27 protein-coding genes are annotated in these 24,135 nt (G+C 67.0%); 9 read left to right on the top strand and 18 right to left on the bottom strand.

Annotated elements, in window-relative coordinates; translation table 11 throughout:
• The 9 genes from V7S63_RS23825 to V7S63_RS23785 form a co-directional block, all read right to left on the bottom strand.
• A complete protein-coding gene (locus V7S63_RS23825; protein WP_336532047.1) occupies positions 1-981 on the bottom strand; it encodes a type II secretion system F family protein in 981 nt (326 codons plus the stop codon).
• A gap of 18 nt (positions 982-999) precedes the next feature.
• Positions 1,000-2,445 (bottom strand): CpaF family protein, encoded by a 1,446-nt coding sequence (locus V7S63_RS23820; protein ID WP_091835564.1) that lies wholly within the window; start codon positions 2,443-2,445, stop codon positions 1,000-1,002.
• Positions 2,446-2,448: 3 nt separating this feature from the next.
• Positions 2,449-3,696 (bottom strand): CpaE/TadZ family protein, encoded by a 1,248-nt coding sequence (locus V7S63_RS23815; RefSeq protein ID WP_336532116.1) that lies wholly within the window; start codon positions 3,694-3,696, stop codon positions 2,449-2,451.
• Positions 3,697-3,704: 8 nt separating this feature from the next.
• Complete coding sequence (locus tag V7S63_RS23810) at positions 3,705-4,433, bottom strand: CpaD family pilus assembly protein (RefSeq protein WP_336532046.1); 729 nt, start codon at positions 4,431-4,433, stop codon at positions 3,705-3,707.
• A 28-nt stretch (positions 4,434-4,461) separates the two neighbouring features.
• Positions 4,462-5,946: a type II and III secretion system protein family protein gene (locus tag V7S63_RS23805; RefSeq protein ID WP_336532045.1), complete on the bottom strand. Its 1,485-nt coding sequence runs from the start codon at positions 5,944-5,946 to the stop codon at positions 4,462-4,464.
• Entirely contained in the window at positions 5,943-6,719 is a 777-nt protein-coding gene (gene cpaB, locus V7S63_RS23800; protein ID WP_091835573.1) for a Flp pilus assembly protein CpaB, read from the bottom strand. Before cpaB ends, V7S63_RS23805 begins: the two co-directional genes overlap by 4 nt.
• Before the next feature lie 125 nt (positions 6,720-6,844).
• On the bottom strand, positions 6,845-7,357 hold the full coding sequence (locus V7S63_RS23795; protein WP_336532044.1) for an A24 family peptidase: 513 nt from the start codon (positions 7,355-7,357) through the stop codon (positions 6,845-6,847).
• A gap of 159 nt (positions 7,358-7,516) precedes the next feature.
• Positions 7,517-7,681: a Flp family type IVb pilin gene (locus V7S63_RS23790; RefSeq protein WP_091835578.1), complete on the bottom strand. Its 165-nt coding sequence runs from the start codon at positions 7,679-7,681 to the stop codon at positions 7,517-7,519.
• Between the two features lie 300 nt (positions 7,682-7,981).
• A complete protein-coding gene (locus tag V7S63_RS23785) occupies positions 7,982-8,296 on the bottom strand; it encodes a hypothetical protein (RefSeq protein ID WP_336532119.1) in 315 nt (104 codons plus the stop codon).
• On the opposite strand from V7S63_RS23785, the gene V7S63_RS23780 reads away from it, so the two are divergent.
• Positions 8,198-8,653, top strand: a complete 456-nt coding sequence (locus tag V7S63_RS23780; protein ID WP_442896512.1) for a pilus assembly protein N-terminal domain-containing protein — start codon at positions 8,198-8,200, stop codon at positions 8,651-8,653. The two genes, V7S63_RS23785 and V7S63_RS23780, sit on opposite strands and share 99 nt — an antisense overlap.
• Before the next feature lie 23 nt (positions 8,654-8,676).
• On the opposite strand, the gene V7S63_RS23775 is transcribed toward V7S63_RS23780, so the two are convergent.
• The 4 genes from V7S63_RS23775 to V7S63_RS23760 all read right to left on the bottom strand — a co-directional run bounded on the left by V7S63_RS23775 (position 8,677) and on the right by V7S63_RS23760 (position 12,821).
• Positions 8,677-10,176, bottom strand: a complete 1,500-nt coding sequence (locus V7S63_RS23775) for a phosphomannomutase/phosphoglucomutase (protein ID WP_091835584.1) — start codon at positions 10,174-10,176, stop codon at positions 8,677-8,679.
• Between the two features lie 149 nt (positions 10,177-10,325).
• On the bottom strand, positions 10,326-10,847 hold the full coding sequence (locus V7S63_RS23770; RefSeq protein WP_336532043.1) for a retropepsin-like aspartic protease family protein: 522 nt from the start codon (positions 10,845-10,847) through the stop codon (positions 10,326-10,328).
• Between the two features lie 172 nt (positions 10,848-11,019).
• A complete protein-coding gene (locus V7S63_RS23765) occupies positions 11,020-11,928 on the bottom strand; it encodes a ribokinase (protein WP_091835591.1) in 909 nt (302 codons plus the stop codon).
• Positions 11,925-12,821 (bottom strand): 2-dehydro-3-deoxygalactonokinase, encoded by an 897-nt coding sequence (locus V7S63_RS23760; protein ID WP_336532042.1) that lies wholly within the window; start codon positions 12,819-12,821, stop codon positions 11,925-11,927. Before V7S63_RS23760 ends, V7S63_RS23765 begins: the two co-directional genes overlap by 4 nt.
• A gap of 190 nt (positions 12,822-13,011) precedes the next feature.
• Between V7S63_RS23760 and V7S63_RS23755 the strand changes: the two genes are divergently transcribed.
• The gene (locus V7S63_RS23755; RefSeq protein ID WP_336532041.1) at positions 13,012-13,896 is read left to right on the top strand and encodes an aldose epimerase family protein; all 885 of its coding nucleotides are present in this window, start codon (positions 13,012-13,014) and stop codon (positions 13,894-13,896) included.
• Positions 13,897-13,905: 9 nt separating this feature from the next.
• Here V7S63_RS23755 and V7S63_RS23750 read toward each other — a convergent pair whose 3' ends face one another.
• The 3 genes from V7S63_RS23750 to ubiE all read right to left on the bottom strand — a co-directional run bounded on the left by V7S63_RS23750 (position 13,906) and on the right by ubiE (position 17,200).
• A complete protein-coding gene (locus V7S63_RS23750) occupies positions 13,906-14,544 on the bottom strand; it encodes a L,D-transpeptidase (protein WP_336532040.1) in 639 nt (212 codons plus the stop codon).
• Between the two features lie 183 nt (positions 14,545-14,727).
• A complete protein-coding gene (gene ubiB, locus V7S63_RS23745) occupies positions 14,728-16,287 on the bottom strand; it encodes a 2-polyprenylphenol 6-hydroxylase (RefSeq protein ID WP_336532115.1) in 1,560 nt (519 codons plus the stop codon).
• Positions 16,288-16,438: 151 nt separating this feature from the next.
• Complete coding sequence (ubiE, locus tag V7S63_RS23740; protein WP_336532039.1) at positions 16,439-17,200, bottom strand: bifunctional demethylmenaquinone methyltransferase/2-methoxy-6-polyprenyl-1,4-benzoquinol methylase UbiE; 762 nt, start codon at positions 17,198-17,200, stop codon at positions 16,439-16,441.
• Positions 17,201-17,295: 95 nt separating this feature from the next.
• Between ubiE and mutM the strand changes: the two genes are divergently transcribed.
• Positions 17,296-18,186 (top strand): bifunctional DNA-formamidopyrimidine glycosylase/DNA-(apurinic or apyrimidinic site) lyase, encoded by an 891-nt coding sequence (gene mutM, locus V7S63_RS23735; RefSeq protein WP_336532038.1) that lies wholly within the window; start codon positions 17,296-17,298, stop codon positions 18,184-18,186.
• A 5-nt stretch (positions 18,187-18,191) separates the two neighbouring features.
• Complete coding sequence (locus V7S63_RS23730; protein ID WP_336532037.1) at positions 18,192-18,773, top strand: chloramphenicol phosphotransferase CPT family protein; 582 nt, start codon at positions 18,192-18,194, stop codon at positions 18,771-18,773.
• Here the strand turns inward: V7S63_RS23730 and V7S63_RS23725 are convergent, their stop codons facing one another.
• Together V7S63_RS23725 and V7S63_RS23720 are read right to left on the bottom strand one after the other, a co-directional pair.
• Complete coding sequence (locus V7S63_RS23725) at positions 18,774-19,247, bottom strand: SRPBCC family protein (RefSeq protein ID WP_336532036.1); 474 nt, start codon at positions 19,245-19,247, stop codon at positions 18,774-18,776. It abuts the gene before it with no gap.
• A 69-nt stretch (positions 19,248-19,316) separates the two neighbouring features.
• Positions 19,317-20,174, bottom strand: a complete 858-nt coding sequence (locus V7S63_RS23720) for a LysR family transcriptional regulator (protein WP_336532035.1) — start codon at positions 20,172-20,174, stop codon at positions 19,317-19,319.
• Between the two features lie 84 nt (positions 20,175-20,258).
• Between V7S63_RS23720 and V7S63_RS23715 the strand changes: the two genes are divergently transcribed.
• The 5 genes from V7S63_RS23715 to rpsT all read left to right on the top strand — a co-directional run bounded on the left by V7S63_RS23715 (position 20,259) and on the right by rpsT (position 23,557).
• Positions 20,259-20,720, top strand: coding sequence for a nuclear transport factor 2 family protein (locus V7S63_RS23715; RefSeq protein WP_336532034.1), 462 nt, complete (start codon positions 20,259-20,261; stop codon positions 20,718-20,720).
• 118 nt (positions 20,721-20,838) lie between these two features.
• Positions 20,839-21,612, top strand: a complete 774-nt coding sequence (locus V7S63_RS23710) for an enoyl-CoA hydratase (RefSeq protein WP_336532033.1) — start codon at positions 20,839-20,841, stop codon at positions 21,610-21,612.
• A gap of 118 nt (positions 21,613-21,730) precedes the next feature.
• A complete protein-coding gene (locus V7S63_RS23705; protein WP_336532032.1) occupies positions 21,731-22,729 on the top strand; it encodes a threo-3-hydroxy-L-aspartate ammonia-lyase in 999 nt (332 codons plus the stop codon).
• Positions 22,726-23,121, top strand: coding sequence for a RidA family protein (locus V7S63_RS23700; protein ID WP_336532031.1), 396 nt, complete (start codon positions 22,726-22,728; stop codon positions 23,119-23,121). The genes V7S63_RS23705 and V7S63_RS23700 overlap by 4 nt, the downstream gene beginning before the upstream one ends.
• 169 nt (positions 23,122-23,290) lie before the next feature.
• Entirely contained in the window at positions 23,291-23,557 is a 267-nt protein-coding gene (gene rpsT / locus V7S63_RS23695) for a 30S ribosomal protein S20 (protein WP_091835631.1), read from the top strand.
• Positions 23,558-24,135: the final 578 nt, after the last annotated feature.

Genomic DNA, 24,135 nt, shown 5'->3' with positions numbered 1-24,135 from the left:
TCAGATCTGGAAGTTGATCATCTTGCGCATGACCAGCACGCCGATCAGCATCCAGACGCCACAGCCAATCAGCGCGACACGCCCTGCATCCGTGTAGAAAAGGGCGTCCATATAGCCCGGGCTCGTCAGATAGACGAGGCCGGCGACGGCAGGCGGCAAGGAGCCGATGATCGCGGCGGAGGCCTTGGCCTCCATCGACACGGATTTGATCTTGTCGCGCATCTTGCGGCGCTCGCGGATCACCCGAGACAGGTTGGCCAGGGTCTCGGCGAGATTGCCGCCGGTCTTCTGCTGGATCGCCAGGACGATGCCGAAGAAATTGGCCTCCGCGCAAGGCATGCGCTCATACAGCTTGGTAGCGGCGTCGGTCAGCGACAGGCCGAGCGTCTGCGCCTCGACGATCAGCCGGAACTCGGACTTGACCGGCTCCTGGGCCTCGTTGGCGATGATGCGCAGGCAGTCGTTCAGTGGCAGGCCCGACTTGATGCCGCGCACGATGACGTCGAGCGCGTTGGGGAACTCGTTGATGAAGCGCATCATCCGCTTCTTGCCGAGATGGGACAGGTACCAGCGCGGCAGGCCGAGCAGGCCGACGACGAAGCCGACCAGCATCACGACCCAGTTGCCCGAGGTGAGCAGAAGCACGACGGCCATGACGATGCCCAGGACGACGCCAAGCAGCCAGTACTGCTTGCGCGACCAGGACAGCCCGGCCTGTTCGATCCGGCCTTCGATGGTGACCCTGTGGCGCGCCTTCTCGCGATTCTCGATGTCCTTCAGGCTCTGCGCGACCTGACCGCGCCGGGCCTGGCTCTGCGCTTCGCGATCGGCCGCAGCCCGGATCGCGGCCGGGGCGGCGAACTCACGACGGCGCTGCTCGGCGCGCGCCTGGCCGCTCAGCCTCGGATAGAAGAGGGCATAGGCGATGCCGCCCGCCGAGACGGCGGCGAGGATGGCGGCGGCGATCTGGCCATAGTCCATGACGTGCCTTCTTCCTGCTCAGGCGTCGACCCGGCCATCGGCCTCGAGCTGGTCGAGCGCCGCGGCGAGCCGCTGCTCGTCGCCGAAATAGCGGGCACGTTCCCACAGACGTGGCCGACCGATGCCGGTCGAGCGATGCCGGCCGATCAACCTGCCATTCGGGTCCTCGCCGAGGATGTCGTAGACCATCAGGTCCTGGGTGATGATCACGTCGCCTTCCATGCCCATCACCTCGGTGATGTGGGTGATGCGGCGCGAACCGTCACGCATCCGCTGCGCCTGGATGATCACGTCGATCGAGGAGCAGATCATCTCGCGCAGGGTCTTCGAGGGCAGGCTGAAGCCGCCCATGGTGATCATCGACTCGATACGACTCAGGCACTCGCGCGGCGTATTGGCGTGCAGCGTGCCCATCGAGCCGTCATGGCCGGTGTTCATCGCCTGGAGCAGGTCGAAGGCCTCCGGCCCGCGCACCTCGCCGACGATGATACGCTCCGGCCGCATGCGCAGGCAGTTCTTGACGAGATCGCGCATCGTGATCGCACCCGACCCTTCGAGGTTGGGCGGGCGGGTCTCCAGGCGCACCACGTGCGGCTGCTGCAACTGGAGCTCGGCGGCGTCCTCGCAGGTGATGACGCGCTCGTCGTGCTCGATATAGTTGGTCAGGCAATTGAGCAGCGTCGTCTTGCCCGAGCCGGTGCCGCCCGAGATCACGATGTTGCAGCGGACCCGCCCAATGATCTTCAGGATCTCTGCGCCAGGCGGCGAGATCGCGCCGAAGCGCATGAGCTGGTCGAGCGTCAGCTTGTCCTTCTTGAACTTGCGGATGGTGAGGGCAGGCCCGTCGATCGCCAGCGGCGGCGCGATCACGTTGACGCGCGAGCCGTCGGCGAGACGCGCATCGCAGATCGGCGAGGATTCGTCGACACGGCGGCCGACCTGGCTGACGATGCGCTGGCAGATGTTCATCAGCTGCGCGTTGTCACGAAAACGGATGCTGGTGAGCTGGATCTTGCCGCCGGTCTCGATGAAGGTCCGGCCGGCGCCATTGACCATGATGTCGGCGATATCGTCGCGTGCCAGCAGCGGCTCCAAAGGTCCATAGCCGAGCACGTCGTTGCAGATGTCGTCGAGCAGCTCCTCCTGCTCGGCGATCGAGAGCACGACATTCTTCAGCGAGATGATCTCGTTGATGATGTCGCGGATCTCCTCGCGAGCCGACTCGCCGTCGAGCTTGGCCAGCTGCGAAAGGTCGATCGCTTCGATCAGAGCACCGAAGATCATGCTCTTCATCTGATAATATTCGTCGGACCGCGGCATGTCCGCCGGTGCTGGTGGCGGCGGCGGCGCCCGCCGCGCCTCGACAGCCGCGGGTCGCTGCTCGGCCGCGCGCATCGGCGCAGGCGCCGCGGCGCTCGGCGCGCCTGCCAGAGCCGGGGCTGTCTGCTGTCGCTTGCCGAACATGGGTCAGGCCTTCCGACGCATCAACTTGGCCACCAGAGGCTCGAACAGGCTGCGCTTGCTGCGCTTCTGCTCGCCGCGACCGGTGAGAACCGTCCCGATCTGCACGAAGGCGTCCGCCACCTTGCTGCCCGGCTGGACCTCGGCGATCATCTGGCCGTTATTGGCCGCGGTACCGAAGAGCTGGGCGTCGAAGGGGATCGACGTCATCACCTCGATCCCGACCGCCTTGGCGAATTCGCTCGCCTCGATCTCCGGCCGCTTGGGCAAGCCGACCTGGTTGAGGATCAGGCGGGGCACGGAATCGTTCGGCCGGGCGGCACGCAACAAGTCCATCAGATTCTTGGCGTTGCGCAGCGAGGCGAGCTCTGGGGCGGCGACGATCGCGACCTCGTCGGCGCCGACCAGCGCCCGCTTGGCCCAGCCTGTCCACAGATGCGGCACGTCGAGCACGATGCAGGGGACGCTGGCCCGAAGCAGGTCGAGCACGAGCTCGAACGCGTCCTCGCCGAGATCGACGGTGCGGTCGAGCATCGCCGGAGCTGCGAGCAGGGAGAGATTCTCGCTGCAACGCGACAGGAGCCGGTCGAGCATGTTGGCGTCGAGTCGCTCCGGCGCGAACACGGCGTCGGCGACCCCCTGGGGCGGATCCTGGTTGAAATCCAGCCCAGCGGTGCCGAAGGCGATGTCGAGATCGGCGATCACCGTCGAGGCGTCGAGATTGCGGGCGATCGCCCAGGCGACGTTGTGCGCGACGGTCGAGGAACCGACGCCCCCCTTGGCGCCGACAATGGCGATGGTGCGCCCCAGCGTCGCCGAACCCGACGTCGCATAGAGTTCGGACAGGGTGCGCAGCAGGTCGAGGACCCCGAACGGAGCGACCAGATAGTCGCTGACGCCGCGCCGGATCAGCTCGCGATAGAGCTGGATGTCGTTGACATGGCCGATGACGACGACCTTGGTACCGGGGTCGCAGCTCTCCGCGAGTGCATCGAGGTTGGAGACCAGCACTGCCGGTTCCCTGACGGTCTCGAGCACGATCACATTCGGCGTCGGGGCGCCGCGGAAGGCCTCGACCGCCGCCGCCGGGCCGCCCATCTGGATGCGCGCCTGGACCTTGTCCATGCGCCGGTCGGCGGTCACCGCCTGCATCGCCGCGGCGACGTCCTGCGTCTCGCAGAAGGCCTGCAAGGTGACGCGCGGCAGCGGCGCGATGATCTCGTCCCCGCCAGTCTCCGGCTCGAATCCCGGCATGCTCGCCATCATTTGCCTCCGACGGCGTCGCTGATCTTGGTCTGCTCTTGGCGATACTGCGTCGAGGGATCCTTGCCCTCGCGCAGCTTCTTGATCGCCTCCATGCGCTTTTGCGTGTCGAGTCGGCCCTCGCCGCGCGCGCGCACCAGATCCAGCGGATCGGCGATCTGCGCCGCGAGATTGGCCTGGGTGGAGCAGCCGAAATTCCAGTATGGCTCGTTCATCGCATCCGTCTTGTAGCTGGCGACGCCGAGATCGACCGGCCATTGCCCGCAGGAATGCGGGAGCCCGGCCTGCAAGGAGGCGTAGGTCAGGCGGATCGGCGATGCGAGCCCGGGATCGGCGATGCGATAGGTCCTGACCGAAAGCGCGCCGGGCGAGACGCCCGCCCGGCCGAGCGAGCGGCGGATGCCGTCGAGCGTGTCATGAGTCGCAAGATCGCGCCCGGTCCCAGTCGGGACCTCGGCAACCAGCCCGCCCTTGCCGCTGCGGCGATAATCCTCGCCGAAGCGGGCGACGTCGTCGGCCTGGCGCGGGTCGAGCCCGCCGCCAGCCCGGCCGACGAAGACATCGAGCGAGCGCGGCGCATCGCGCAACACGATCGGATGACGCTCGCGGATGTCGGTGGGAATGCCGGACGTCGAGATATCGCCCTTGGCGCAGGCTCCGAGCAGGAGCGCGGCACCGAGCGTGACGGGCAACGCTGCCTTGTATGTCCGAGAGGGCTTGCTGGTCACGATCGCCATCCTTGTCGCGGCCCCGTCATCAATCGGCGATGAAGCCGACGCGGCCCTTGTAGGCCTGCGGAATCGGCCCGCCGCTCGTCGACCCGTAGATCTTGTTCAACCGGCCCATCAGGATCGTCTGGGCATCATGCGCCTCGACGAAGCCGTCATCCGGGCGCTGCAACCCGTTGGGGCCGACCGGCTTCACGATGTAGGGGGTTACTGCGATCATCAGCTCGGTCTCCTCGCGCTGATAGTCGCGGGAGCGGAACATCGCACCGATGATCGGGATGTTCATCAGAGCCGGCAGCCCGTTGATGGCCTGACGCGAGACGCGCTGGATCAACCCGGCTGTCGCCAGCGTGCCGCCCGACGGCAGTTCGACAGTGGTGTCGGACTTGCGCACGCGGAAGCCGGGCGCGTTGACCGCGATTGTCTCGGTGGGGTTGAGGCGCAGCTGGTTCTCGAAATCGAGCTCGGTGACCTCGGTGGCGATGCGCATCGAGATCTTGCCCTCGGACATCACGATCGGCGTGAAATTCAGGGAGACGCCGACCGGCTTGTACTCAATGTTGAGATTACAGCGGTTGGTCGTGTCGCAGGAATACCCTTTCGGGATCGGAATCTCGCCTCCGGCAGTGAACTTGGCGCTTTCGCCGGAGATCGCCGTCACGGTCGGCTCGGCCAGCACGCGGGAGAGGCCGGCGCGCTCGAGCGCTCGCATCGTTATGTTGGTCGAGTTGCCGATGCCGGCGCCGATCGCGGTCGCAGCCAGCTGCTGAGGTTGCAGCGAAAACGGGGTGTCGATCGTCGGGGTGAGGCTGAACTTGCCGAGCTTCCATTCGCCCGTCGAGTTGATGCCGAGCTGCTTGATCGCCTTTCGCGAGACCTCCGAGACCGTAACCTTGACCATGACCTGGTCGCGGCCGCGAATGGTCAGCGAATTGATCACCGCGCCCTTGGTCGCGTTCGCGCCCTCGCCGGAGATGCCGACAAAGGCATTGGCGATGTCCATGGCCTGCGTCGCCTCGGAGGCGCTCGAGACATTGCCGACCAGCAGGATTGAATTCCCGGCCGGTTTGACCTGGATGTCGGCGCCCGGCATGGCCGTGCGTAGCGTCGTGCGGAGCACGTTGAGATCGCGGCCGACCTCGATCTCCAGCGCCGTGATCTGTCTGCCCTCGGCGTCCATCACGAACATCGAGGTCGAGCCGTCGGCCATGCCGATGACGAAGAGCTTGCGGGCCGAGCGGACCACTGCGTTCGCCACCTTGGGATTGGCGACGAAGACCTCCTTGGCATCGCGCGGCAGTTCGACGATCAACGAGCGGCCGATCGAAAGATCGAGCCGGCGCGAAATCGCGTGCTCGCTGGCCCCGACGTTCAGAACCGGCGCCGCCCCCTTGCCCTGCGCACGCGCCGGACCGGCGCAAAGCGGCAAGGCCAGCGGCAGAATCGCCAGAGACAATGCAAGGGCACGCTGCGGCCGACGCACTAGCGGATTGGAGTTCGACATGGACATCATGGCTTCACCGCCTTGGTGACAACGCCGTAGCGCACAAGCGTGAGGCCGCCGTCATCGACCGGCGTGCTCTTATCGCCGGCATCCTGCAGGCTGCGCAGCGCCAGCGAGAGGCTGCTGGTCTTCTGGGCCAGCGTCACGGCCTCGACCTGCTTGGGATCGAGCTCGAGCGTCGCGGTCTCACCCACGACGACCTTTTCGCCGTTCTTCTCCTGGATGCTCTGGCCGATCGCCAGAACGCGGACATTGGCGATCAGGGTCTCGCTGACCGGCGGCGACCCATCCTTGGAGTTGCTGTCGTCCCGGCTCGTGCGGATCACATCGACACGGTCATTGGGCAGGACGAAGCCGCCGGCGGTGTTGGCGCCGCGATTGTCGGTGGTGATGGCGACGGCGCGCTTGCCGGCTGGCAGGATCGCCGAAAGGAAACCGGAATCGGCCTTGAGCAGTTTATCGCGGCGGATCGGCTCCGAGCCGTACAGCGGCGCGCGGGCGATCTGGCCGATGAATTCGGCTTCGCCTCCGGGAAGGTCCTGGCGGCGGATCACCTCGGTAGGCAGGCTCGCCAGCGGCCAGGCCAGCCATTTCAGATCGCCGGCCGAAAGCTTGTTGCCGAGCGGGACATCTGCGGCGGCCACCAGCACCTCGACGGTCGGTGCCGGCTCGTATTTCGTCACCGACGGCGTCGTGACCTTTGGCGGTCGGCCGATCAGGAGCGCAGCCCCGAGGCCGGCGACGACCGCTATGGCGAGAATGATGATGCGGGCGGAACTCATGGCGCAGGATCCTTGGTCGGCATGCGCCAACCCTCAGCCGGATCGTGGCCTTCGAATCGTCAACTTATGGTTAACCGGAGGTATCTTTTTGTGCGTATCGGCGGTGCCGGTGCGTGGCCGCCCGGTCAGGAACCGATCGCGGCGCGCCAGATCGCCGTCTCCGGCAGAACGACGAGCGCGGCGAAGGCGAGGGCGATGCCGTAGGGCACGCCTTCGTCCTTGTCGTGAAGGCGCTGCGCCCAACTCCAGCCCAATGCCGGGCGAGGCAAGGGCATACTCCTCAGGCTGAGCAACGCGAGGGTGAGGACTCCACCGGCCACCGCGGAGATGAAGAGATAGGGCAGCAGCTGATCGAAGCCGAACCAGAGCGCCGTCACCGCAGCGAGCTTAGCATCGCCGCCGCCTATCCAGCCCGCCGCGAAGAAGCCGAAGGTGACGCCGAGGACGAGGAAGCCGGCAGCCAGATGCCAGCCCAGCTGCATCCAGCTCAAGCCAACGCTCCCCGCGCAGATCGCGAAGCCGGCGACGAGAACCAGGCAGAGCCGATTGGAGATCGTCATCGACACCATATCGCTGGCCGCGGCGTAAGCCATGGCCGCGGGAAAGACGACGAGGATCAGGAAAAACGAGGTCGACATCATAAGTATCCGATAAGGAGTCGCATGCGATCTTGCCGCGACTGCCTCACCAAAGGCTTACCAATTCGGCCGCCGAGCAGCTCCGAACCCCAGACGCAAAACGCCCCAGGATATCCCAGGGCGTTTCGCAGCGTTCGAGAGCAACCGCTAGGCAGACGCTTACTGGAGCCCTTGGTTGATCAGGCCGAACTTCGCGGTCAGGCTGGAGCCGATCGTGCCCCAGATGCCGATGCAGACGACCGAAATCAGGGCGGCGATCAGGCCGTATTCGATGGCGGTGGCGCCCGACTCGTCCTTGGCGAAGCGCGCGAACAGATTCTTCATGGGGTAGCTCCTTTGCACCACGTTTGACTGCTGCCTTCGCTCTAGATGGCTTCGGTCAGCGACAGGAGTGACAGTACGGCGCCCGTCTTGCCGATCAGTTAAAGAGACCCAATAATTCGCCGAATTTTATAGGTCTTCACTCGATGGTTAATGCGCTTTTAGCGCGGCGCGTCAGTTAACGAGAGGTATAAACCCTTCGATACTTAAAATAAAACCCGCCCTGCAAATCAGACAAACGCCGCATGACGCTTCGTTAGCGTGCGCGCGCCGGCACCACAAAGCGTTCTTCATTGTGGGCGATCAGGCTTCCAGCACCGACGCGGGAGCCGGATTGGCTCGGGAAATCGCCATCTTAGCAATCCATTCATCATTTTCGGCTTTCCTCGTCGCGTTCGAAACCTTGAGACGCGTGCGAGGTCCATTGTGATGCCGGGATCGCGGCTCTTCCAATCCTTCCAGAGGCTGGCCCTTGCCGGACTCGTAGCGGCTGGCGGCTCGAGCCTTTCGGCCGATGTCGTGCGCGCGCAGGCCCGGCTTATTCCAGCGCCGGCCCCGGAAACACGGGGTGAAACCGGCGATGCAAGAATCGAAGCGGTCCAGGTGACGGTCGATCACGCCAAGGTGCTGCGACTGCCCGAGAAGGCCCAGACGGTGATCGTCGGCAATCCGGCGATCGCCGACGTCACCGTCCAGCGCAACGGCGTGATGATCGTGACCGGCAAGAGCTACGGCGTCACCAACCTGATCGCGCTCGACGCGACCGGCGCCCTGCTGGCGGAATCCTCGGTCCGTGTCGGCGCCGCCAGCGATTCGATCCTGACGGTGCAGCGCGGCCTCGAGCGCGAGAGCTATTCCTGCACGCCGAGCTGCCAGCCGAGCGCCCAGCTCGGCGACTCCAAGGCGTTCTTCGACGGCACCAGCGGCCAGAGTGGGGCTCGCAACGCCGCGGCGACCGGGGCGGAGAAGAAATAGCTCCCCGCCCCGCGCGAGAGCAATCAGATCGTCTGGTTGTAGGCGCCGACCTCAGGGTTCTCGCGCAGAACGCCGTCGATCGCCTTGAACATCTCGCGCATACGCGCTTCAGAGACTGGGCTCTCGCAGACCACGACCAGCTCCGGCTTGTTCGAGGACGCCCGGATCAGGCCCCAGGTGCCGTCCTCGTTGACGACGCGCACGCCGTTGACGGTGATGACGTCAACGATCTTCTGGCCGGCGATCTTGTCGCCCGCCGCCTGCATCGCCTGGATGCGCTGGGTGATCTTGTCGCTGACGCCGTACTTGATCTCGTCGGCGCATTTGGCCGCCATGGTCGGCGTGCCCCAGGTCTTCGGTACCGCGGCATAGAGCTCGGCCATTGACTTGTCCGGGTTGCGATCGAGCATGTCGATCACGGCGATGGCGGTGACGACACCGTCGTCATAGCCGCGCCCGACCGGGGCGTTGAAGAAGAAGTGGCCCGACTTCTCGAAGCCGGCGAGTGCATTGAGGTCGCGGACCCGGCGCTTGATGTAGGAGTGCCCGGTCTTCCAGTAGTCGGTCTTGACGCCGAGCCTCTGCAATTCCGGGTCGGTCGAGAACAGGCCGGTCGACTTGACGTCGACGACGAACTGCGCGCCCGGATTGAGCTTGCCGAGGTCGCGCGCCAGCATCACGCCGATCTTGTCGGCGAAGATCTCCTCGCCATGGTTGTCGACGACGCCGCAGCGATCGCCGTCACCATCGAAGCCGAGCGCGACATCGGCGCCGTGCTGCTTCACGGCATCGGCCATGGCGTGCAGCATCTTCATGTCTTCGGGGTTGGGATTGTAGCGCGGGAAGGTATGGTCGAGCTCGGCATCCATCGGGATGACCTCGCAGCCCAGCGCTTCCAGAATCTGCGGCGCGAAGGCGCCGGCCGTGCCGTTGCCGCAGGCGGCGATGACCTTGAGCTTGCGCGTGATCTTCGGGCGGTTGGTCAGGTCGGCGATGTAGCGCGCCGGGAAATCGGGCACGAACTGATAGGAGCCGCCGCCCGGCAGGTCGAAATCGCCGGCAAGCACGATGTCGCGCAACTGCCCCATCTCGTCGGGGCCGAAGGTGACCGGGCGCTGCGCGCCCATCTTGATGCCGGTCCAGCCATTGTCGTTGTGCGAGGCGGTGACCATCGCGACGCAAGGCACGTCGAGCTCGAACTGGGCGAAATAGGCCATGGGCGACATGGCGAGGCCGATGTCGTGGACCTTGCAGCCTGCCGCCATCAGGCCGGTGACCAGCGCCATCTTGATCGAGGACGAATAGCTGCGGAAATCATGGGCGGTGACAATCTCGGGCTTGACGCCCATGCGCCTGATCAGCGTGCCGAGCCCCATGCCGACGGCTTGCACGCCCATCAGGTTGAGCTCTTTCCCGAAGAACCAGCGTGCATCGTATTCGCGGAAGCCGGTCGGCTTCACCATCGGCAGCGATTCGTACTCGAAGGTGTTGGGGAAGAGCTCGGGCAGGGGCTTCGGAAACATCGGGCCATCCAGTTTCGAGGACATCATGCAGCGAGCAGCTGCGGAACGGACAGGCCACAAGCTACATGAATGCAGCCTGAGCATGATGAAGCGGGAACGCAAGGGCGGCATAGCGGATCGGCATGGGGTTGGGAACCGACACGCGCCGCTCAGCCGCGCAGGACCATGCGGCCGCCCTCGACCTGATAACTGCGCAGTCGGCGCAGGAAGGAGGTGCCGAGCAGGCTGATCGAGAGCGCGCCGGCCGGCATCACCACGGCCTCGACATCGCGGACTGAGATGTCGCCGAGCCGGACTTCGCGCAGCATCGTCTTCGCGCCTCGCACCAGACCGTTGGCCGTGCCGAGACTTACTGAGTAGGCGGAGCGGTCGGGCCTGATCCCGAGCGCCCGCGCGTCGCCGTCGGTCAATACGATCAGGCTCGCGCCGGTGTCGACCATCATCCTGACGCGGTAGTTGTCGATCGACGGATGGACGAGATAGTGGCCGCGATAATCGGCATTCACCGTCAACACGCGCTCGGCCGTCGCTGGCACTGCCGGACTCGAAGCCGCGCTCGCGGGTGCGGGGGCCGCGCTCGTCATCCGGTCGAGACTGCCCGCCGCATGGAAAGCGGCAAGGCCGGCGATCCCGGCAACGCCAAGGAACCAGAGGACCGGCCGCTGGGCCATAATCGATTTCCCCTTCCCGCCTCATGCCTGCGACGCTGCGGGCAAAGGTGCTGACCAAGAGTAAACCGACGCGCCGAAACCAGCGTCGCCGGCGCGGTCTCGCTTCGCCGAGCGCGTTCAGTCCTAATCGGTCGTCACCGGAGTCGGTCGCATTCGAGACAAAGCTCGCTCGCTACAGGACGCTCTTGCCGGCCAGGGCCTCGATCGCCTCGCGACGGGGCACGCTCGGCTGAGCGCCGGCAACGGTGCAGGCGAGCGAGCCGGCGGCAAGCCCGCGCTGGAGCGCGCCGGAAAAGCCGAAGCCGGCCTGCAGCGCCGCGGCGAAGGCGCCGACGAAGCTGTCTCCCGCCGCGACCGTATCGACGGCATCGACGACCGGCGCCTCGAGCCGGCGCCGAACCCCGCCATGCCAGCCGACCGCGCCCGCGCTCCCTAGCGTTACGATGCAGGCGATGCCGCGCTCACCGTCGATACGCCGAGCGATCGCGTCGGGCTCGGTCTCGCTCCAGCCGAGCGAGCCGGCGAGGATCAGAGCCTCGTGCTCGTTGACGATCAGGATGTCGGTCAGAGCCAGTAGTTCCGGCGCAGGCTCGCCGGCCGGGGCGAGGTTGAGGACGACCCGGCCGCCGCCGGCGCGCATCGCCCGCGCCGCCCGCAGGCACTCGCCCTCCGGCACCTCGCGCTGGAGCAGCAGCAGGTCACCCTCGCCCGGCCGCAGCGTCTCGACTGCATCGGCTTTGGCCAGCGCGTTGGCGCCGGCCGCGACCACGATCTGGTTGCTGCCGGCCGCATCGACGGCGATGAAGGCCGCGCCGGTCGGCGCCTCGACGCGCGCGACATGGGCGAGGTCGACGCCATCCTCAGCCAGCAGCCCAAGCGCGATCTCGGCGAAGCCGTCGCGCCCGACGGCACCGACCAGTGTCACCTCGGCGCCGGCGCGGCGGGCTGCCAGCGCCTGGTTGGCGCCCTTGCCGCCGGGATGCAGCGCATAGCCCGGCCCAAGCACGGTCTCGCCGGCGCCGGGGAGGCGTTCGACGGGCGTGACCAGATCGACATTGAGCGAACCGAAGACGGTGATCATGCCGCAAGGCCCCGCGCGAGGCGGGTGACGCCGGCGACGAAGGCATCCTCGGGCGTGGTCAGGCCATGGTCGAGCCCCGCGGCGGCCAGCGCCCGGCCATAGCTCCCGGCGAGCACGCCGTCCGCCACCAGATGCAGATTGGCGAGGTCGCCGAACAAAGCGCGGGCACCCTCGATCTCCTGCGCCACCAGCAGGGCGGAGAGGTAGGGACCGACAGCGCCGCCCTGCATGCGCCCGCCGAGGACATCGCTGCGGGCGTGGAAAGCGGCGTTGAGCAGGCCGCCCGGCCGCTGCGCTGCGGCGAGCCCGCGCCTGATGCCCTCGGCCGTGTCGTCGCCGCTCGGCTCAGTGGCGAGGCGAGACAGGATCGAATGCTCGCGCAGCAGGCCGTAGACCTCGCCGGTCATGAAGCTGGCGAAGCGGGTGATGCGGCCGCCCTTGACCTCAGCCCATTTCGAATGGGTGCCGGGCAGGCAGGCAATGCCGTCGGTCAACCCGAGGCCGACGATCAGCGTCTCCTCGCCGCGCATAACGTCGAAGGCGCCATCGTCGCAGGAGAGGCCGGGCAGGATGGTGGCACGCGTGCCGTCGTCGAGCGTGACGGCAAGGCCGGCTGCCGCGATCTCGTCCGGGCTCGCCGGGCAGGCGACATAGGGCGCCTCGACCCAGCCATTGCGGCTGCCGACCATGCCGGCGAGCAGCACGGCCGCGTCGGGCCGCGCCTGGCGGAACTCGCCGGCGATCTGCGCGAAGGCGGCCGGAAAGCCACCCGGCGGCACCGACTGGATGCCGCGATCGGCGACGCGCTTGCCCAGCACCGCGCCATCCTCGCCGACGAGAAAAGCGCGGGCTCGCGTCGTGCCCCAGTCGAGCGCGATCAGGGGTGTGGGCATGGCAGGCTCCGGCGGAATTGCATGGCTTGTCCGGCGTTCCGGCCGAGGCGAAGCGAAGAGGCGTGGAATCTCCCCGGCCAGCGCGGCCCGGTCAAGCCCGGCCGGCCCTTGACGATACCTCGTGCCGGCGCAATCGAGGCGAGGGGAGCGAATGCCGCGTTCGTCACTCCGATTGCCGAAGGACACTGCCATGCTCACGCTCTCGTCAGGCCGCTATAAGGCCCGGATCGCCCCAGACGCCGGCGGGACGATCGCCGCGCTCGACTGGCAGAAGCCGGACGGGACCACGCTGCCGCTGCTGCATGCGCCCGCCGGGGTCGCGCCGCAGACGGAGACGCCGAATAAGTTCGGGGCCTGGGCCATGCTGCCTTTCGCCAACCGCGCCTTCGACAGTGTGGTCGACGACGGCCATACCCGCTTCAGCGTGCCCTCGAACAATCCCTCCGGGACGATCCACGGATTCGGCTGGCAGTCCGCCTGGCAGGTCGCGGAACAGTCCGCCGGTCATACCGTGCTGGTGCACCGCCGGACGGACGGCGCGGATCCCTATCGCTACCTCGCCAGGCAAGAGATCCGGCTGGGCGAGGACGGTATGACCGTGACGCTTGGGTTGACCAACGAGGCCGACCAGGCCCTACCGTTCGGCATGGGCCTGCATCCCTGGTTTCCCTGCGCCGCCGACACCCGCTTGCGCATGACGGCCACCGGCGCGCTGATCTTCGGCGACCAGTTCCGCGCCACCGGCACGCAAGCCTTCGGCGATGGCGGACCCTATGCCGGCAACCCGATTTTCGCCACCGGCGCCGAGACCGCCTGGAGCTTCCTCGGCTGGGACGGTACCGCCCGGATCGAGACGCCCTCGACCGGCCTCGCCATCACGCTGAGTGCGAGCGAGAACCTGCGCTATCCCGTGGTCTGGGCCCCGGCCGGCGTCGATTTCCTCTGCGCCGAGCCGCAGAGCCACGCCGCGGGCGCGCCGAGCGAAAAGATCGTGCGCGAGGCCTCGCCCCTCGCCCGGCTGCAACCGGGCCAGACGCTGGCAGGCTGGGTTCGGATCGCCGCCGAAGCGATCTGAACCTCGAAGCTAGCGCCAGCCCGGCCCCGACAACGGCTGGAAGCCGATCGCGCCGGCCGGGATCGCCGGTCTGAGCAGCATCTGCTCGCGTGCTTCGCCCCAGGCCGGCCCCTGGCGCTGCTGCTTGGCGGTCAGCACGGCCTTCTGCGTCTTGATCTTGGCCTTGGCGATCTTTTGCTTGCCGCCCGAGGACGCCTTGGCGAAGCGCGAGAGATTGTCGGGCGCGGCGCCGTTCAAGGCGATGCGCGTGTCGCCAGCGCCGTGCTTCTTGACCAGCGCGAAGAGCTTGGCGGCGTTGGCCGGATGCAGGCGGATGCAGCCATGCGAGGCCGGGCGGCCGAGCGCGCCGACGGCTGTCGTGCCATGGATGGCGTAGCCGCCGCGGAAGAACACGGCATAGGGCATTGCCCCGCCATATTTGCGCGAGTACCAGCTGCGCTCGAGCCGGGTCGGGCGATAGACGCCGTTGGGCGAGCGGAAGCCCTTGCGGCCGGACGAGATCGCCCAGTTGTAAGTTTCGCCATCGCTGGTGGCGACGCTCATGCGCTGGTTGGCGATATCGACGCGGACATCGACCTTGGCCTGCGCCGCGGCGAGGCCGGCGAGCGAGGCGCATAAGAAAGCGAGAATGCCGAGAAGGCGGGACATGACGCGACTCCTGAACGACGCAACCTGAAGAAAACGGCTCTTTGGTCGCTGTCGCTCGGGCGCGTGCGCCATGCGAAGCCAGCCCCGGCCTTGCCCTAAAGGAATCCCGAGGGGCCGATGCTTGTAAAGCTGAAACCGCTAAAATGGTTTCCAGTCGCGTCCTGTTGAAGCGACTGTCCTGCGCTAGTCGAAGAACACGATCCAGGCGAGCAGCGCCGCGATCAGCCAGAGCGCCCAGTTGCCCCAGCGATTGCGCGCCGCTTCCGCCCGGCCGATCGCCTGGATGCTGGCCTCGTCGAGCGAGAAGCCGTGGCGCGACGACTCTTCCAGTTGACCGAGCACGCGCTCGGCCCGGCCGACCGTCTCCGGCAGGTTGGCGAGGCTCACCGCCAGGGTGCGGACGCTGCGGCCGGCATCCTCGATGCGCCCGATCGGGCCGAGATTGCGCGTCAGCCAGTCGCGCACCACCGGCTCGGCCGTGGTCCACATGTCCAGATGCGGATCGAGCGTGCGGGCGACGCCCTCGACCACGACCATGGTCTTCTGCAGCATGACGAGCTCGGTGCGCGTCGCCATGTCGAACAGGCCGGTGATCTCGAACAGCAGCGTCAGCACCTTCGCCATCGAGATCTCGTCGGCGCGCTTGTCGTGGATCGGCTCGCCGACTGCCCGGATCGCCTGGGCGAAGTCGTCGACCGAATGGTGCGGCGGCACATAGCCGGCCTCGAAATGCACCTCGGCGACGCGGCGATAGTCGCGGGTGATGAAGCCGAACAGGATCTCGGCGAGGAAGCGCCGCTCCTTGTGGCCGAGCCGGCCCATGATGCCGCCATCGACCGCGACGAGTCGCCCCTGCGCATCGACGAACAGGTTCCCCGGATGCATGTCGGCATGGAAGAAGCCGTCACGGATCGCGTGCCTGAGGAAGGACTGGATGACGTTGCGGCCGAGGGCGACCGTGTCGTGCCCCGCCGCGCGCAGCGCTTCGACATCGGAGAGGCGGATGCCGTCGATCCATTCGTCGACCAGGATTTCGCGGGCGGTCAGCTGCCAATCCGGCACCGGCACGCGGAAATCGGCATCCTCCCTGGTGTTCTCCGCAAATTCGGAAAGCGCCGCCGCCTCCAGGCGCAGGTCCATCTCCATGGTGACCGAGCGCGCCAGCGTCTCGACGATGGCGACAAAACGCAGGCGCCGCGCCTCGGGCGAGCGGCTTTCGGCGAGCTGCGCACCAAAGCGCATCGCCGCGAGGTCGCGGTGGAAGCGGTCGCGGATGCCGGGCCTGAGGATCTTGACCGCAACCTCGCTGCCGTCCTTGCGGCGGGCGCGGTGGACCTGGGCGATCGAGGCCGCCGCGACCGGCTCGCCGAATTCGGCGAAGATCGCCTCGGCCGGCTTGCCGTGGGCGGCTTCGATCGCGGCGCGGGCCTGCGCCATCGGGAAGGGCGCCATCCGGTCCTGCAGGGCCGAAAGATCCTCGGCGATCTTCATGCCGACGACATCGGGCCGCGTCGCCAGGAACTGGCCGAACTTGACATAGGACGGGCCGAGGCGGGTCAGCGCCGCGGCAAGCCTCGTCGCGGAGGAGCCGGCGCCGCGCCGCTCGATCAGGCGGCCGAGCGCGATCAGGCCCCGCGCCGCCGGCGGCAGCACGGACGGGTCGACCAGCGCGAGCGCGCCCTCGCGCGCCAGCACGAAGCCGACCCGCGCCGAGCGGGCGAGATGGGCGAGCGCGGAGATCATGCCGATAGCAACGCGGAACGCGCCTTCCCCGTCATGGTCGGGCTTGTCCCGACCATCCACGTCTTCCTTCGGGCAGCGCGGAGTTCAAGACGTGGATGCTTGCCACAAGGGCGAGCATGACGGCGGTGGGCAGTCACGGCCTCAGCCTCACTCACAGCTTCCAGCCGGAATGCAGCGCCACCACCCCGCCGGTCATCGGCGTGAAGCCGGCACGACGAAAGCCGGCGTCCGCGATCATGTTGGCGAAGATCTGCGGGCGCGGGAACTTGCGGATCGACTCGACGAGATACTGATAGGGCTCGGCCTCGCCCGTCACCATCCTGCCCATCGGCGGGATGACGTTGAATGAATAGGCCTCGTAGATCTTGTCGAGGACAGGCACGTCGACATGGCTGAATTCGAGGCAGAGGAAGCGGCCGCCGCGCTTCAGCACACGATAGGCCTCGGCCAGCGCCTTCTCGATGCGCGGCACGTTCCGGATGCCGAAGGCGATCGTATAGGCATCGAAGCTGTTGTCCGGCAGCGCCAGCTCCTCGGCATTGCCCTGGACGAAGCGGATGCGCTCATCCTCCGGAAAGCGCTTGTTCGCGCGCTCGCGGCCGACGGCCAGCATCTCGGCGTTGATGTCGAGCACGGTGACATCGGTCTGCGGGCCGCCCTCCTCCAGCACCTTGAAGGCGACGTCGCCGGTGCCGCCGGCAACGTCGAGATGATGGAAGGCCCGGTCGCGCGGCGGCTTCAGCGCGGTGAGCAAAGCTTCCTTCCAGACCCGGTGCAGCCCGGCCGACATCAGGTCGTTCATCAGGTCGTAGCGGCCGGCGACCTTGTGGAAGACGTCGTCGACCTTGGCCTGCTTCTCGCCGAGCGGCACGTTCTCGAAGCCGAAATGGGTGGTGTCGGAGGCTGCTGTCACGGTTGGGCCGCTCTTGTGTTCGGGTGAGGCGATGAATAGCGAAAGCGTCGGGGCTTGTCGCGGGCCCTCTCGACGCATGCTGAAGAGCCGATGCCATGCCTGAACTTCCCGAGGTCGAAACCGTCCGGCGCGGCTTGGAGCCCGCCATGCTCGGCGAGCGCGTCGCACGCGTCGAGCAGAATCGGCCAGATCTGCGCTTCCCCCTACCCGAGCACTTCGCCGAGCGCCTCACCGGACGGCGCATCGAGGCGCTGTCGCGGCGGGCGAAATACCTGATCGCCGATCTCGACGACGGGCAGGCGCTGGTCATGCATCTCGGCATGAGCGGGCGCTTCATCGTCGAAGCTCCAGGCACGAAGCCGACGGAGCCCGGCGCCTACTACAACGAGATCGGCCGGCACCTGATCCACGACCATGTCGTCTTCCATCTCGGCTCGGGCGCCCGCGTCACCTACAATGACGTCCGCCGCTTCGGCTTCATGGATCTGCTGCCCCGCGCCGGGCTCGAAACCTCCAAGCATTTCGCCGGGATGGGCATCGAGCCGCTCGGCAACGAGCTCTCCGGCGAGCTCCTGGCAAAGCTGTTCTCAGGGAAAATCGCGCCGCTGAAGGCGGCGCTGCTCAACCAGCGCCTGATCGCCGGGCTCGGCAACATTTATGTCTGCGAGGCGCTGTTCCGCGCGGGCCTTCATCCGGAGGCCGAGGCCGGCTCGCTGGCGACGCCGACCGGCAGGCCGCGCGACAAAGCGCATCTGCTGGCGCAGATCATCCGCGATGTGCTGGAGGAGGCGGTCGCCGCCGGTGGCTCGACTCTGCGCGACTTCGCCCATGCCGACGGCTCGCTGGGCTATTTCCAGCATCGCTTCAAGGTCTATGACCGCGAGGACAAGCTTTGCGTCACGCCGGGCTGCGGCCATCTGGTCAAGCGTATCGTGCAATCGGGCCGCTCGACCTTCTATTGCGAGAGCTGCCAGAAGCGGGGCTGAGGATCATGCCGGACACGCCTCGGCCGCCCGGCAGGATCATCCTGCTCAACGGCGCCTCCAGCAGCGGCAAATCCTCGCTGGCGCGCGCCGTCCAGGCCCGGATCGAGGAGCCGTTCTGGCACATCTCGATCGACCATCTGCGCGATTCGGGCGTGCTGCCGACGGCGCGCATCCGCTCAGGCGAGTTCCAGTGGACCGCGATGCGCGACGCCTTCTTCGAGGGCTTCGAACAGTCGCTGCTCGCCTATGTCCGCTGCGGCAACAATCTGATCGTCGAGCACATCATGGAGAGCCGCGCCTGGCTGCTGCGTCTGGCCGGACTTCTGGCGGGGCAGGACGTATTCTTCGTCGGCCTGCATTGCGATCTCGGCGAGCTGGAGCGGCGCGAGGCCGCCCGCGGCGACCGGCGAATCGGCGATGCCCGCCGCGACTTCCACCAGGTCCACAGCTATTGCCGCTACGATGCCGAGCTGGATTCGGCCGTCTCGCCCGAGGCCAATGCCGACAGGCTGATCGCCGCCTGGCGTTCGCGCGCGACGCCCTCGGCCTTCCAACGCCTGCTCGCCGAGGCCGGGCCAGCCGCCTGATCAGGCGTTTTCGATGAAGCGCGCGAGGTTCTCCAGCGTCGAGCGCAGGCCGGCATCGTGATCGGCCTTGCCGATGCCCGCGGGAACGTTTTCACACAGGATCGTCACCTCGGTGCCGTCGCGCACCTCCTTGAAGCGCCAGGTCATCGTCATCGTGCCGGCGAAGGCCGGGTCATCCGAGACGAAGCCGACCTCCCAGACGATGCGCTCGCCAGGATCGAGCGCGACGAAGCGACCTTCGACGATGTCGCTGTCGGCCGTGGCCTTGCCGGGAGCCCCGCTTGGATCGTCATAGGTCAGGACCATGCGGTAACTGCCGCCCGGATGCGGCTCGAAGCGCTCGATCTTCGCCCGCATCCCCTTGGGCGGCAGCCAGCGCGACAGCACGGCCGGGTCGGCGAAGGCATTGTAGACCGCCCCGGGCGAGGCCTTGACGAGGCGCGAGGCGGTATCGGTTCGGGTTTTGCCGGTCATGCGCACCTCCTGCTCGGCGGCCGTGCCTGATCAACGCGCGAGGTGGCCCAAGGGGACCAACTGCGGCGACTAGCCTTTCACCACGCTCCTGAATGCGGCCGAAAGCGCGGCGAGGGCATCGCGCGGGCGGCCATCCCTGACCCGCGTGTGCAGCAGGATCGGCAGGCGCGGCAAATCGGGCAGACCGAGCCTGTGTCCGACATCGACCGCGCCAAAGGGCAGCATGCGCGGCGCCAATGCTGCGATCCCGAGCCCGGCGGTGACGGCAGCCACGACCGCCGTGACGCCACCGCCGACGAAGCTCTCCGTCCAGGATATGCCGGCCTCGTCAAGGAAGCGCCCGGCGATCACGCGCACGCCGCAGGGCTCGGCCATGGTGGCGACCGGCAGCGGCTCGCCCGGCCGATGCTGCCATGTCGGCCCCGCGAACCAGCCGAACTTCTCGTCGGCAAGCTGCTCGCCATCGCTGCGCCCGGCATGCAGGCGCACGATCACCGTGTCGAGCTCACGCCGGTCGAAACTCTGGAGCAGTTCACTGGACGTCCCGATCCTGATCTCGATCACCAGCTGCGGGTCCTGCGCGTTCATGCGTGCGATCAATGCCGGGAGGTCCGGCCCCGCGACATGGTCGCTGATGCCGATGACCAGGCGCTCTCGGGCCGAGACGAAGGCGGACAGCGCGCGCTCATGCGCGTCCAGAAGCTCGCGGGCATGGTCGAGGAAGGCCGCGCCGCGCACCGAGAGATCGACATGCCGCGGCGTACGCTCGACGAGCCGGCATCCCAGCCGCTGCTCGAGGCGCTTCAATTTCAGGCTGACGGCAGCTTGCGTCGTCCGCATCGCCTCGGCGGCGCGCGTGAAGCTGCCGAGATCGACGATGTGAACGAAAGCCTGGACGGAATCGAGGTCGAGCGGAGCCGATGTCATTTTCATTCGTTATGGCTGAAATCAAGGTCGATAGCGTTCAAAAATAGCTGGGTTGTCGCTAGCGTCAAACCAATACGAACGCCCTTGGCGACAGCCGGCCCCGCTCGCGGGGGAAAGCAGGAGCAGTTTGCGATGACGAAGACCAGGGAGCCCGCGGTCGACGGCTCGTCCGTTGCGGAGCTGACCGAGGCGATCGAGACCTATTTCGACCGGATGTATGACTGCGACACGTCCCGCCTCGAGCAAACCTTCGCGCCGACGGCCCAGCTGCACGGCTTTCGCGACGGCAAGTTGATGGCGTGGCCGATGCAGGTCTACCGCGACATTCTCGACAAGCGCCAATCGCCGAAGTCGGTCAACGCTGTGCGCGAGGACGAGATTCTGTTCATCGACTTCGCCTCCACGACGCAGGCGATGACGAAAGTACGAGTGAGGGTCAACACGATGGTGTTCGTCGATCATCTGACCTGGCACCGCATCGACGGTACCTGGCTGATCACCTCGAAGGGATTTCATGTCGTATCGCAGGACGGCCCGCCGATCTAGAGGCCTTGAGCCTGGCTGCCTGCGCCGAGGCTCGCATCGCGCCGTGCGTCCGCGCGCATGGACCACGGCCCGGGTGGCCGCTATTCCTGGCCCGGACACAGCGCATTGGGAGGCTGCCATGGCTTATGAGACCATTCTCGTCGAGGTGAAGGGCAAGGTCGGCGTCATCACGCTGAACCGGCCGCAGGCCCTGAACGCGCTGAACGTCCAGCTCATCGCCGACATCAACGCGGCGCTCGACGGCTTCGAGCGCGACGACAATATCGGCTGCATCGTCATGACCGGCTCGGAGAAGGCCTTCGCCGCCGGCGCCGACATCAAGGCGATGCAGGAGCGCAGCTATCCCGGCACCTATCTCGACGACAAGTTCGCCGACTGGGACCGGATCGGCCAGCGCCGCAAGCCGATCATCGCCGCGGTCGCGGGCTTCGCGCTCGGCGGCGGCTGCGAGCTCGCGATGATGGCCGATTTCATCATCGCCGCCGACAACGCCAAGTTCGGCCAGCCCGAGATCAATCTCGCCGTCATCCCCGGCGCCGGCGGCACCCAGCGCCTGACCCATGCGATCGGCAAGGCCAAGGCGATGGACCTTTGTCTCACCGGCCGCTTCATGGACGTGAACGAGGCCGAGCGTGCCGGGCTGGTCGCCCGTGTCGTGCCGCTCGCCGAGCTGATGACCGAGACGCTCAAGGCGGCCGAGCAGATTGCCTCGAAGTCGCTGCCCTCGCTGCTGTCGGCCAAGGAATCGGTCAATCGCGCGTTCGAGACGACGCTGGCCGAGGGCCTGCGCTTCGAGCGCCGCGTCTTCTCGGCGCTGTTCGGCACGCACGACCAGAAGGAAGGCATGACCGCCTTCATCGAGAAGCGGAAGCCCGAATTCAAGAACTACTGAGGCCACAGGCCCCGGCAGCTCAACGCCACGCATGGCCGGGGCCAGTTTCTTTCACTTGAAAGGCCCGCGGCGCTGCTGGACCATGGCTGCTCACTCTGAAGAGCACGCAGGAATTGCCATGACCGCCGCAGCCCGCTCCCTCACCGACGGCATCGCGCTGCCGAGCTATGCCGATGTCGAAGCGGCGGCACAGCGCATCGCCGGCGTCGCGCATCGGACGCCGGCGCTGACCTCGCGCACCGCCAATGAGCGCACCGGCGCCAATCTCGTCTTCAAGGCCGAGAACCTGCAGCGCATGGGCGCCTTCAAGTTCCGCGGCGGCTACAATGCCATCGCGGCGCTGACGCCGGAGCAGCGCAAGGCCGGCGTGCTGACCTATTCCTCCGGCAACCATGCCCAGGCGATCGCCTATGCCAGCAAGCTCACCGGCACACCGGCGACGATCATCATGCCGCTCGACGCGCCCGCGGCGAAGGTCGCCGCGACCAAGGGCTATGGGGCCGAGGTCGTCACCTATGATCGCTATACGCAGGACCGACTCGAGCTGGGCGACCGGCTGGCGGCCGAGCGCGGGCTGACGCTGATCCCGCCCTACGACCATCCCGACGTCATCGCCGGCCAGGGCACGGCGACGAAGGAGCTGATCGAGGAGGCCGGCGAGCTCGACGTGCTGCTGGTCTGTCTCGGCGGCGGCGGGCTCCTCGCCGGCGCACTGCTGGCAGCGAGGGCGCTCAATCCCGGCTGCAAGGTCTATGGCGTCGAGCCGGAGGCCGGCAATGACGGCCAGCAGTCGCTGCGCAAGGGCGAGATCGTCAGGATCGACGTGCCCAAGACCATTGCCGACGGCGCCCAGACCGCCTTCCTCGGCAACTATACCTTCCCGATCATCCGCGATCTCGTCGAGGACATCGTCACCGTACCGGACGCCGCCCTCGTCGCGGCGATGCGCTTCTTCGCCGAACGGATGAAGCTCGTGGTCGAGCCGACCGGCTGCCTTGCGGCGGCGGCCGCCTTTACCGGCGCAGTCCCGGTCCAGGGCAAGCGCGTCGGCGTCATCCTGAGCGGCGGCAATGTCGACCTCGCCAGCTTCGCCCGTTTCGTCGGCGAGGGCGCGTGAGCGAGATCGAGACGATCCTGTCGCCCGATGTCCCGGCGCCGGCGGGGCATTATGCGCAGGCCGTCGCCTACAAAGACCTGGTCTTCGTCTCCGGCCAGCTCGCGCCGCGCCCCGACGGCAGCCATACCGCCGGCGAACCCTTCGCCGTGCAGGCACGCCAGGCGCTCGACAATCTCCTGGCGGTGCTCGCCGCCGCCGGCTGCGGCCCGGCCGATGTGCTGAAGGTCACCGCCTATCTGGTCGGCGCCGCGCATTGGCCGGCGTTCAATGCGATCTATGCCGAGACGTTCGGGCCGCATCGGCCGGCGCGCGCCGTCGTCCCGGTGCCGGAGCTGCACCATGGCTACCTCGTCGAGATCGAGGCCGTGGCGGTCCGCCGCAAGGCGGGTTGAAAACGTCAGCGATTCCGGCGTTGACGCCAAGCGCTGCAGGAACTATAGGGTCGGGCCTCGCGGCGGTCTTGCTCCGGCAGGACCGTCGCTCGCATTTTCAACTGAAGGTCCGTGGTCGTGCCAGCCGGCGATAGCCAGGCGCTCACCGCGATGAGGACGAGGACAGACCATGGCCAATACGACTTCGGCCAAGAAGGCCGCGCGCAAGATCGTACGGCGTACCGAAGTGAACAAGGCGCGCCGCAGCCGCGTGCGCACCTTCCTGCGCAAGGTCGAGGAGGCGATCGCCTCCGGCGACAAGAGCGCCGCTGCCGCTGCCCTGCAGGCTGCCCAGCCGGAGCTGATGCGGGCCGCACAGAAGGGCGTGGTTCACAAGAACACCGCGTCGCGCAAGGTTTCGCGTCTCGCACATCGTATCGGTGCGCTGGCTTCCTGATCGCCGTTCATCAGAGCGGATTTGCGAGCAGTTTTCGACCCGGCCGAAAGGCCGGGTTTTTGTTTGCCTGGGAGCTTGCGCGAGGCGCCCCGATGCCGCCGCGCAACACCCGCTGTCAACGGTAATTCCGCAATCTTTCCACGCCTTTACGGTCTTGACTTCAAGGCCGATTTAGAGGTCGGAGATCGTCCCGCCCGTGACTTTTGACCGCACAAAATTCCTCCATATTTTTCATCATCTTAGTGGGCAAAGCAATTCAGCTGGGTGAATCACCGGGGGCCGGATGGCGCGGTGGAGGGACTCCGAAAAAAAAGATTCGGAGCCGGCACGAGACCCGCCCGGTAAAGAAAAGCTTAACTTCCCCAACTGATTGCGAGACACCTTCCGGTAGGGCAGACACTGGTCGTAGCACCCCTCCACCACGCAGCCGGCTGAGGGGGATATTGCCCCCGTTCGAGGCGGCCCTGTAAGGTCCTTTTCATCGGCGGGCGGACAGCGATGTCCAACCGCCTCTCCAAAGAATTTTTGATGGTTTTGGCTTACAACCAGGCGGGGTTGGAAGAATGCGCTTCTATGTC

Source organism: Allobosea sp. CCNWLY174, assembly GCF_037120455.1.
Classification (GTDB): Bacteria; Pseudomonadota; Alphaproteobacteria; order Rhizobiales; family Beijerinckiaceae; genus Allobosea; species Allobosea lupini.
This window is presented reverse-complemented; position numbering and strand designations above follow the sequence as displayed.

Excerpts from the sequence above, each read along its gene's own strand:
- V7S63_RS23825 (WP_336532047.1), bottom strand. The coding sequence starts at position 981 with ATGGACTATGGCCAGATCGCCGCCGCCATCCTCGCCGCCGTCTCGGCG.
- V7S63_RS23820 (WP_091835564.1), bottom strand. The coding sequence starts at position 2,445 with ATGTTCGGCAAGCGACAGCAGACAGCCCCGGCTCTGGCAGGCGCGCCG.
- V7S63_RS23815 (WP_336532116.1), bottom strand. The coding sequence starts at position 3,696 with ATGCCGGGATTCGAGCCGGAGACTGGCGGGGACGAGATCATCGCGCCG.
- V7S63_RS23805 (WP_336532045.1), bottom strand. The coding sequence starts at position 5,946 with ATGATGTCCATGTCGAACTCCAATCCGCTAGTGCGTCGGCCGCAGCGT.
- cpaB (WP_091835573.1), bottom strand. The coding sequence starts at position 6,719 with ATGAGTTCCGCCCGCATCATCATTCTCGCCATAGCGGTCGTCGCCGGC.
- V7S63_RS23795 (WP_336532044.1), bottom strand. The coding sequence starts at position 7,357 with ATGTCGACCTCGTTTTTCCTGATCCTCGTCGTCTTTCCCGCGGCCATG.
- V7S63_RS23790 (WP_091835578.1), bottom strand. The coding sequence starts at position 7,681 with ATGAAGAATCTGTTCGCGCGCTTCGCCAAGGACGAGTCGGGCGCCACC.
- V7S63_RS23775 (WP_091835584.1), bottom strand. The coding sequence starts at position 10,176 with ATGTTTCCGAAGCCCCTGCCCGAGCTCTTCCCCAACACCTTCGAGTAC.
- V7S63_RS23770 (WP_336532043.1), bottom strand. The coding sequence starts at position 10,847 with ATGGCCCAGCGGCCGGTCCTCTGGTTCCTTGGCGTTGCCGGGATCGCC.
- V7S63_RS23765 (WP_091835591.1), bottom strand. The coding sequence starts at position 11,928 with ATGATCACCGTCTTCGGTTCGCTCAATGTCGATCTGGTCACGCCCGTC.
- V7S63_RS23760 (WP_336532042.1), bottom strand. The coding sequence starts at position 12,821 with ATGCCCACACCCCTGATCGCGCTCGACTGGGGCACGACGCGAGCCCGC.
- V7S63_RS23755 (WP_336532041.1), top strand. The coding sequence starts at position 13,012 with ATGCTCACGCTCTCGTCAGGCCGCTATAAGGCCCGGATCGCCCCAGAC.
- V7S63_RS23750 (WP_336532040.1), bottom strand. The coding sequence starts at position 14,544 with ATGTCCCGCCTTCTCGGCATTCTCGCTTTCTTATGCGCCTCGCTCGCC.
- ubiB (WP_336532115.1), bottom strand. The coding sequence starts at position 16,287 with ATGATCTCCGCGCTCGCCCATCTCGCCCGCTCGGCGCGGGTCGGCTTC.
- mutM (WP_336532038.1), top strand. The coding sequence starts at position 17,296 with ATGCCTGAACTTCCCGAGGTCGAAACCGTCCGGCGCGGCTTGGAGCCC.
- V7S63_RS23730 (WP_336532037.1), top strand. The coding sequence starts at position 18,192 with ATGCCGGACACGCCTCGGCCGCCCGGCAGGATCATCCTGCTCAACGGC.
- V7S63_RS23725 (WP_336532036.1), bottom strand. The coding sequence starts at position 19,247 with ATGACCGGCAAAACCCGAACCGATACCGCCTCGCGCCTCGTCAAGGCC.
- V7S63_RS23720 (WP_336532035.1), bottom strand. The coding sequence starts at position 20,174 with ATGACATCGGCTCCGCTCGACCTCGATTCCGTCCAGGCTTTCGTTCAC.
- V7S63_RS23710 (WP_336532033.1), top strand. The coding sequence starts at position 20,839 with ATGGCTTATGAGACCATTCTCGTCGAGGTGAAGGGCAAGGTCGGCGTC.
- V7S63_RS23705 (WP_336532032.1), top strand. The coding sequence starts at position 21,731 with ATGACCGCCGCAGCCCGCTCCCTCACCGACGGCATCGCGCTGCCGAGC.
- rpsT (WP_091835631.1), top strand. The coding sequence starts at position 23,291 with ATGGCCAATACGACTTCGGCCAAGAAGGCCGCGCGCAAGATCGTACGG.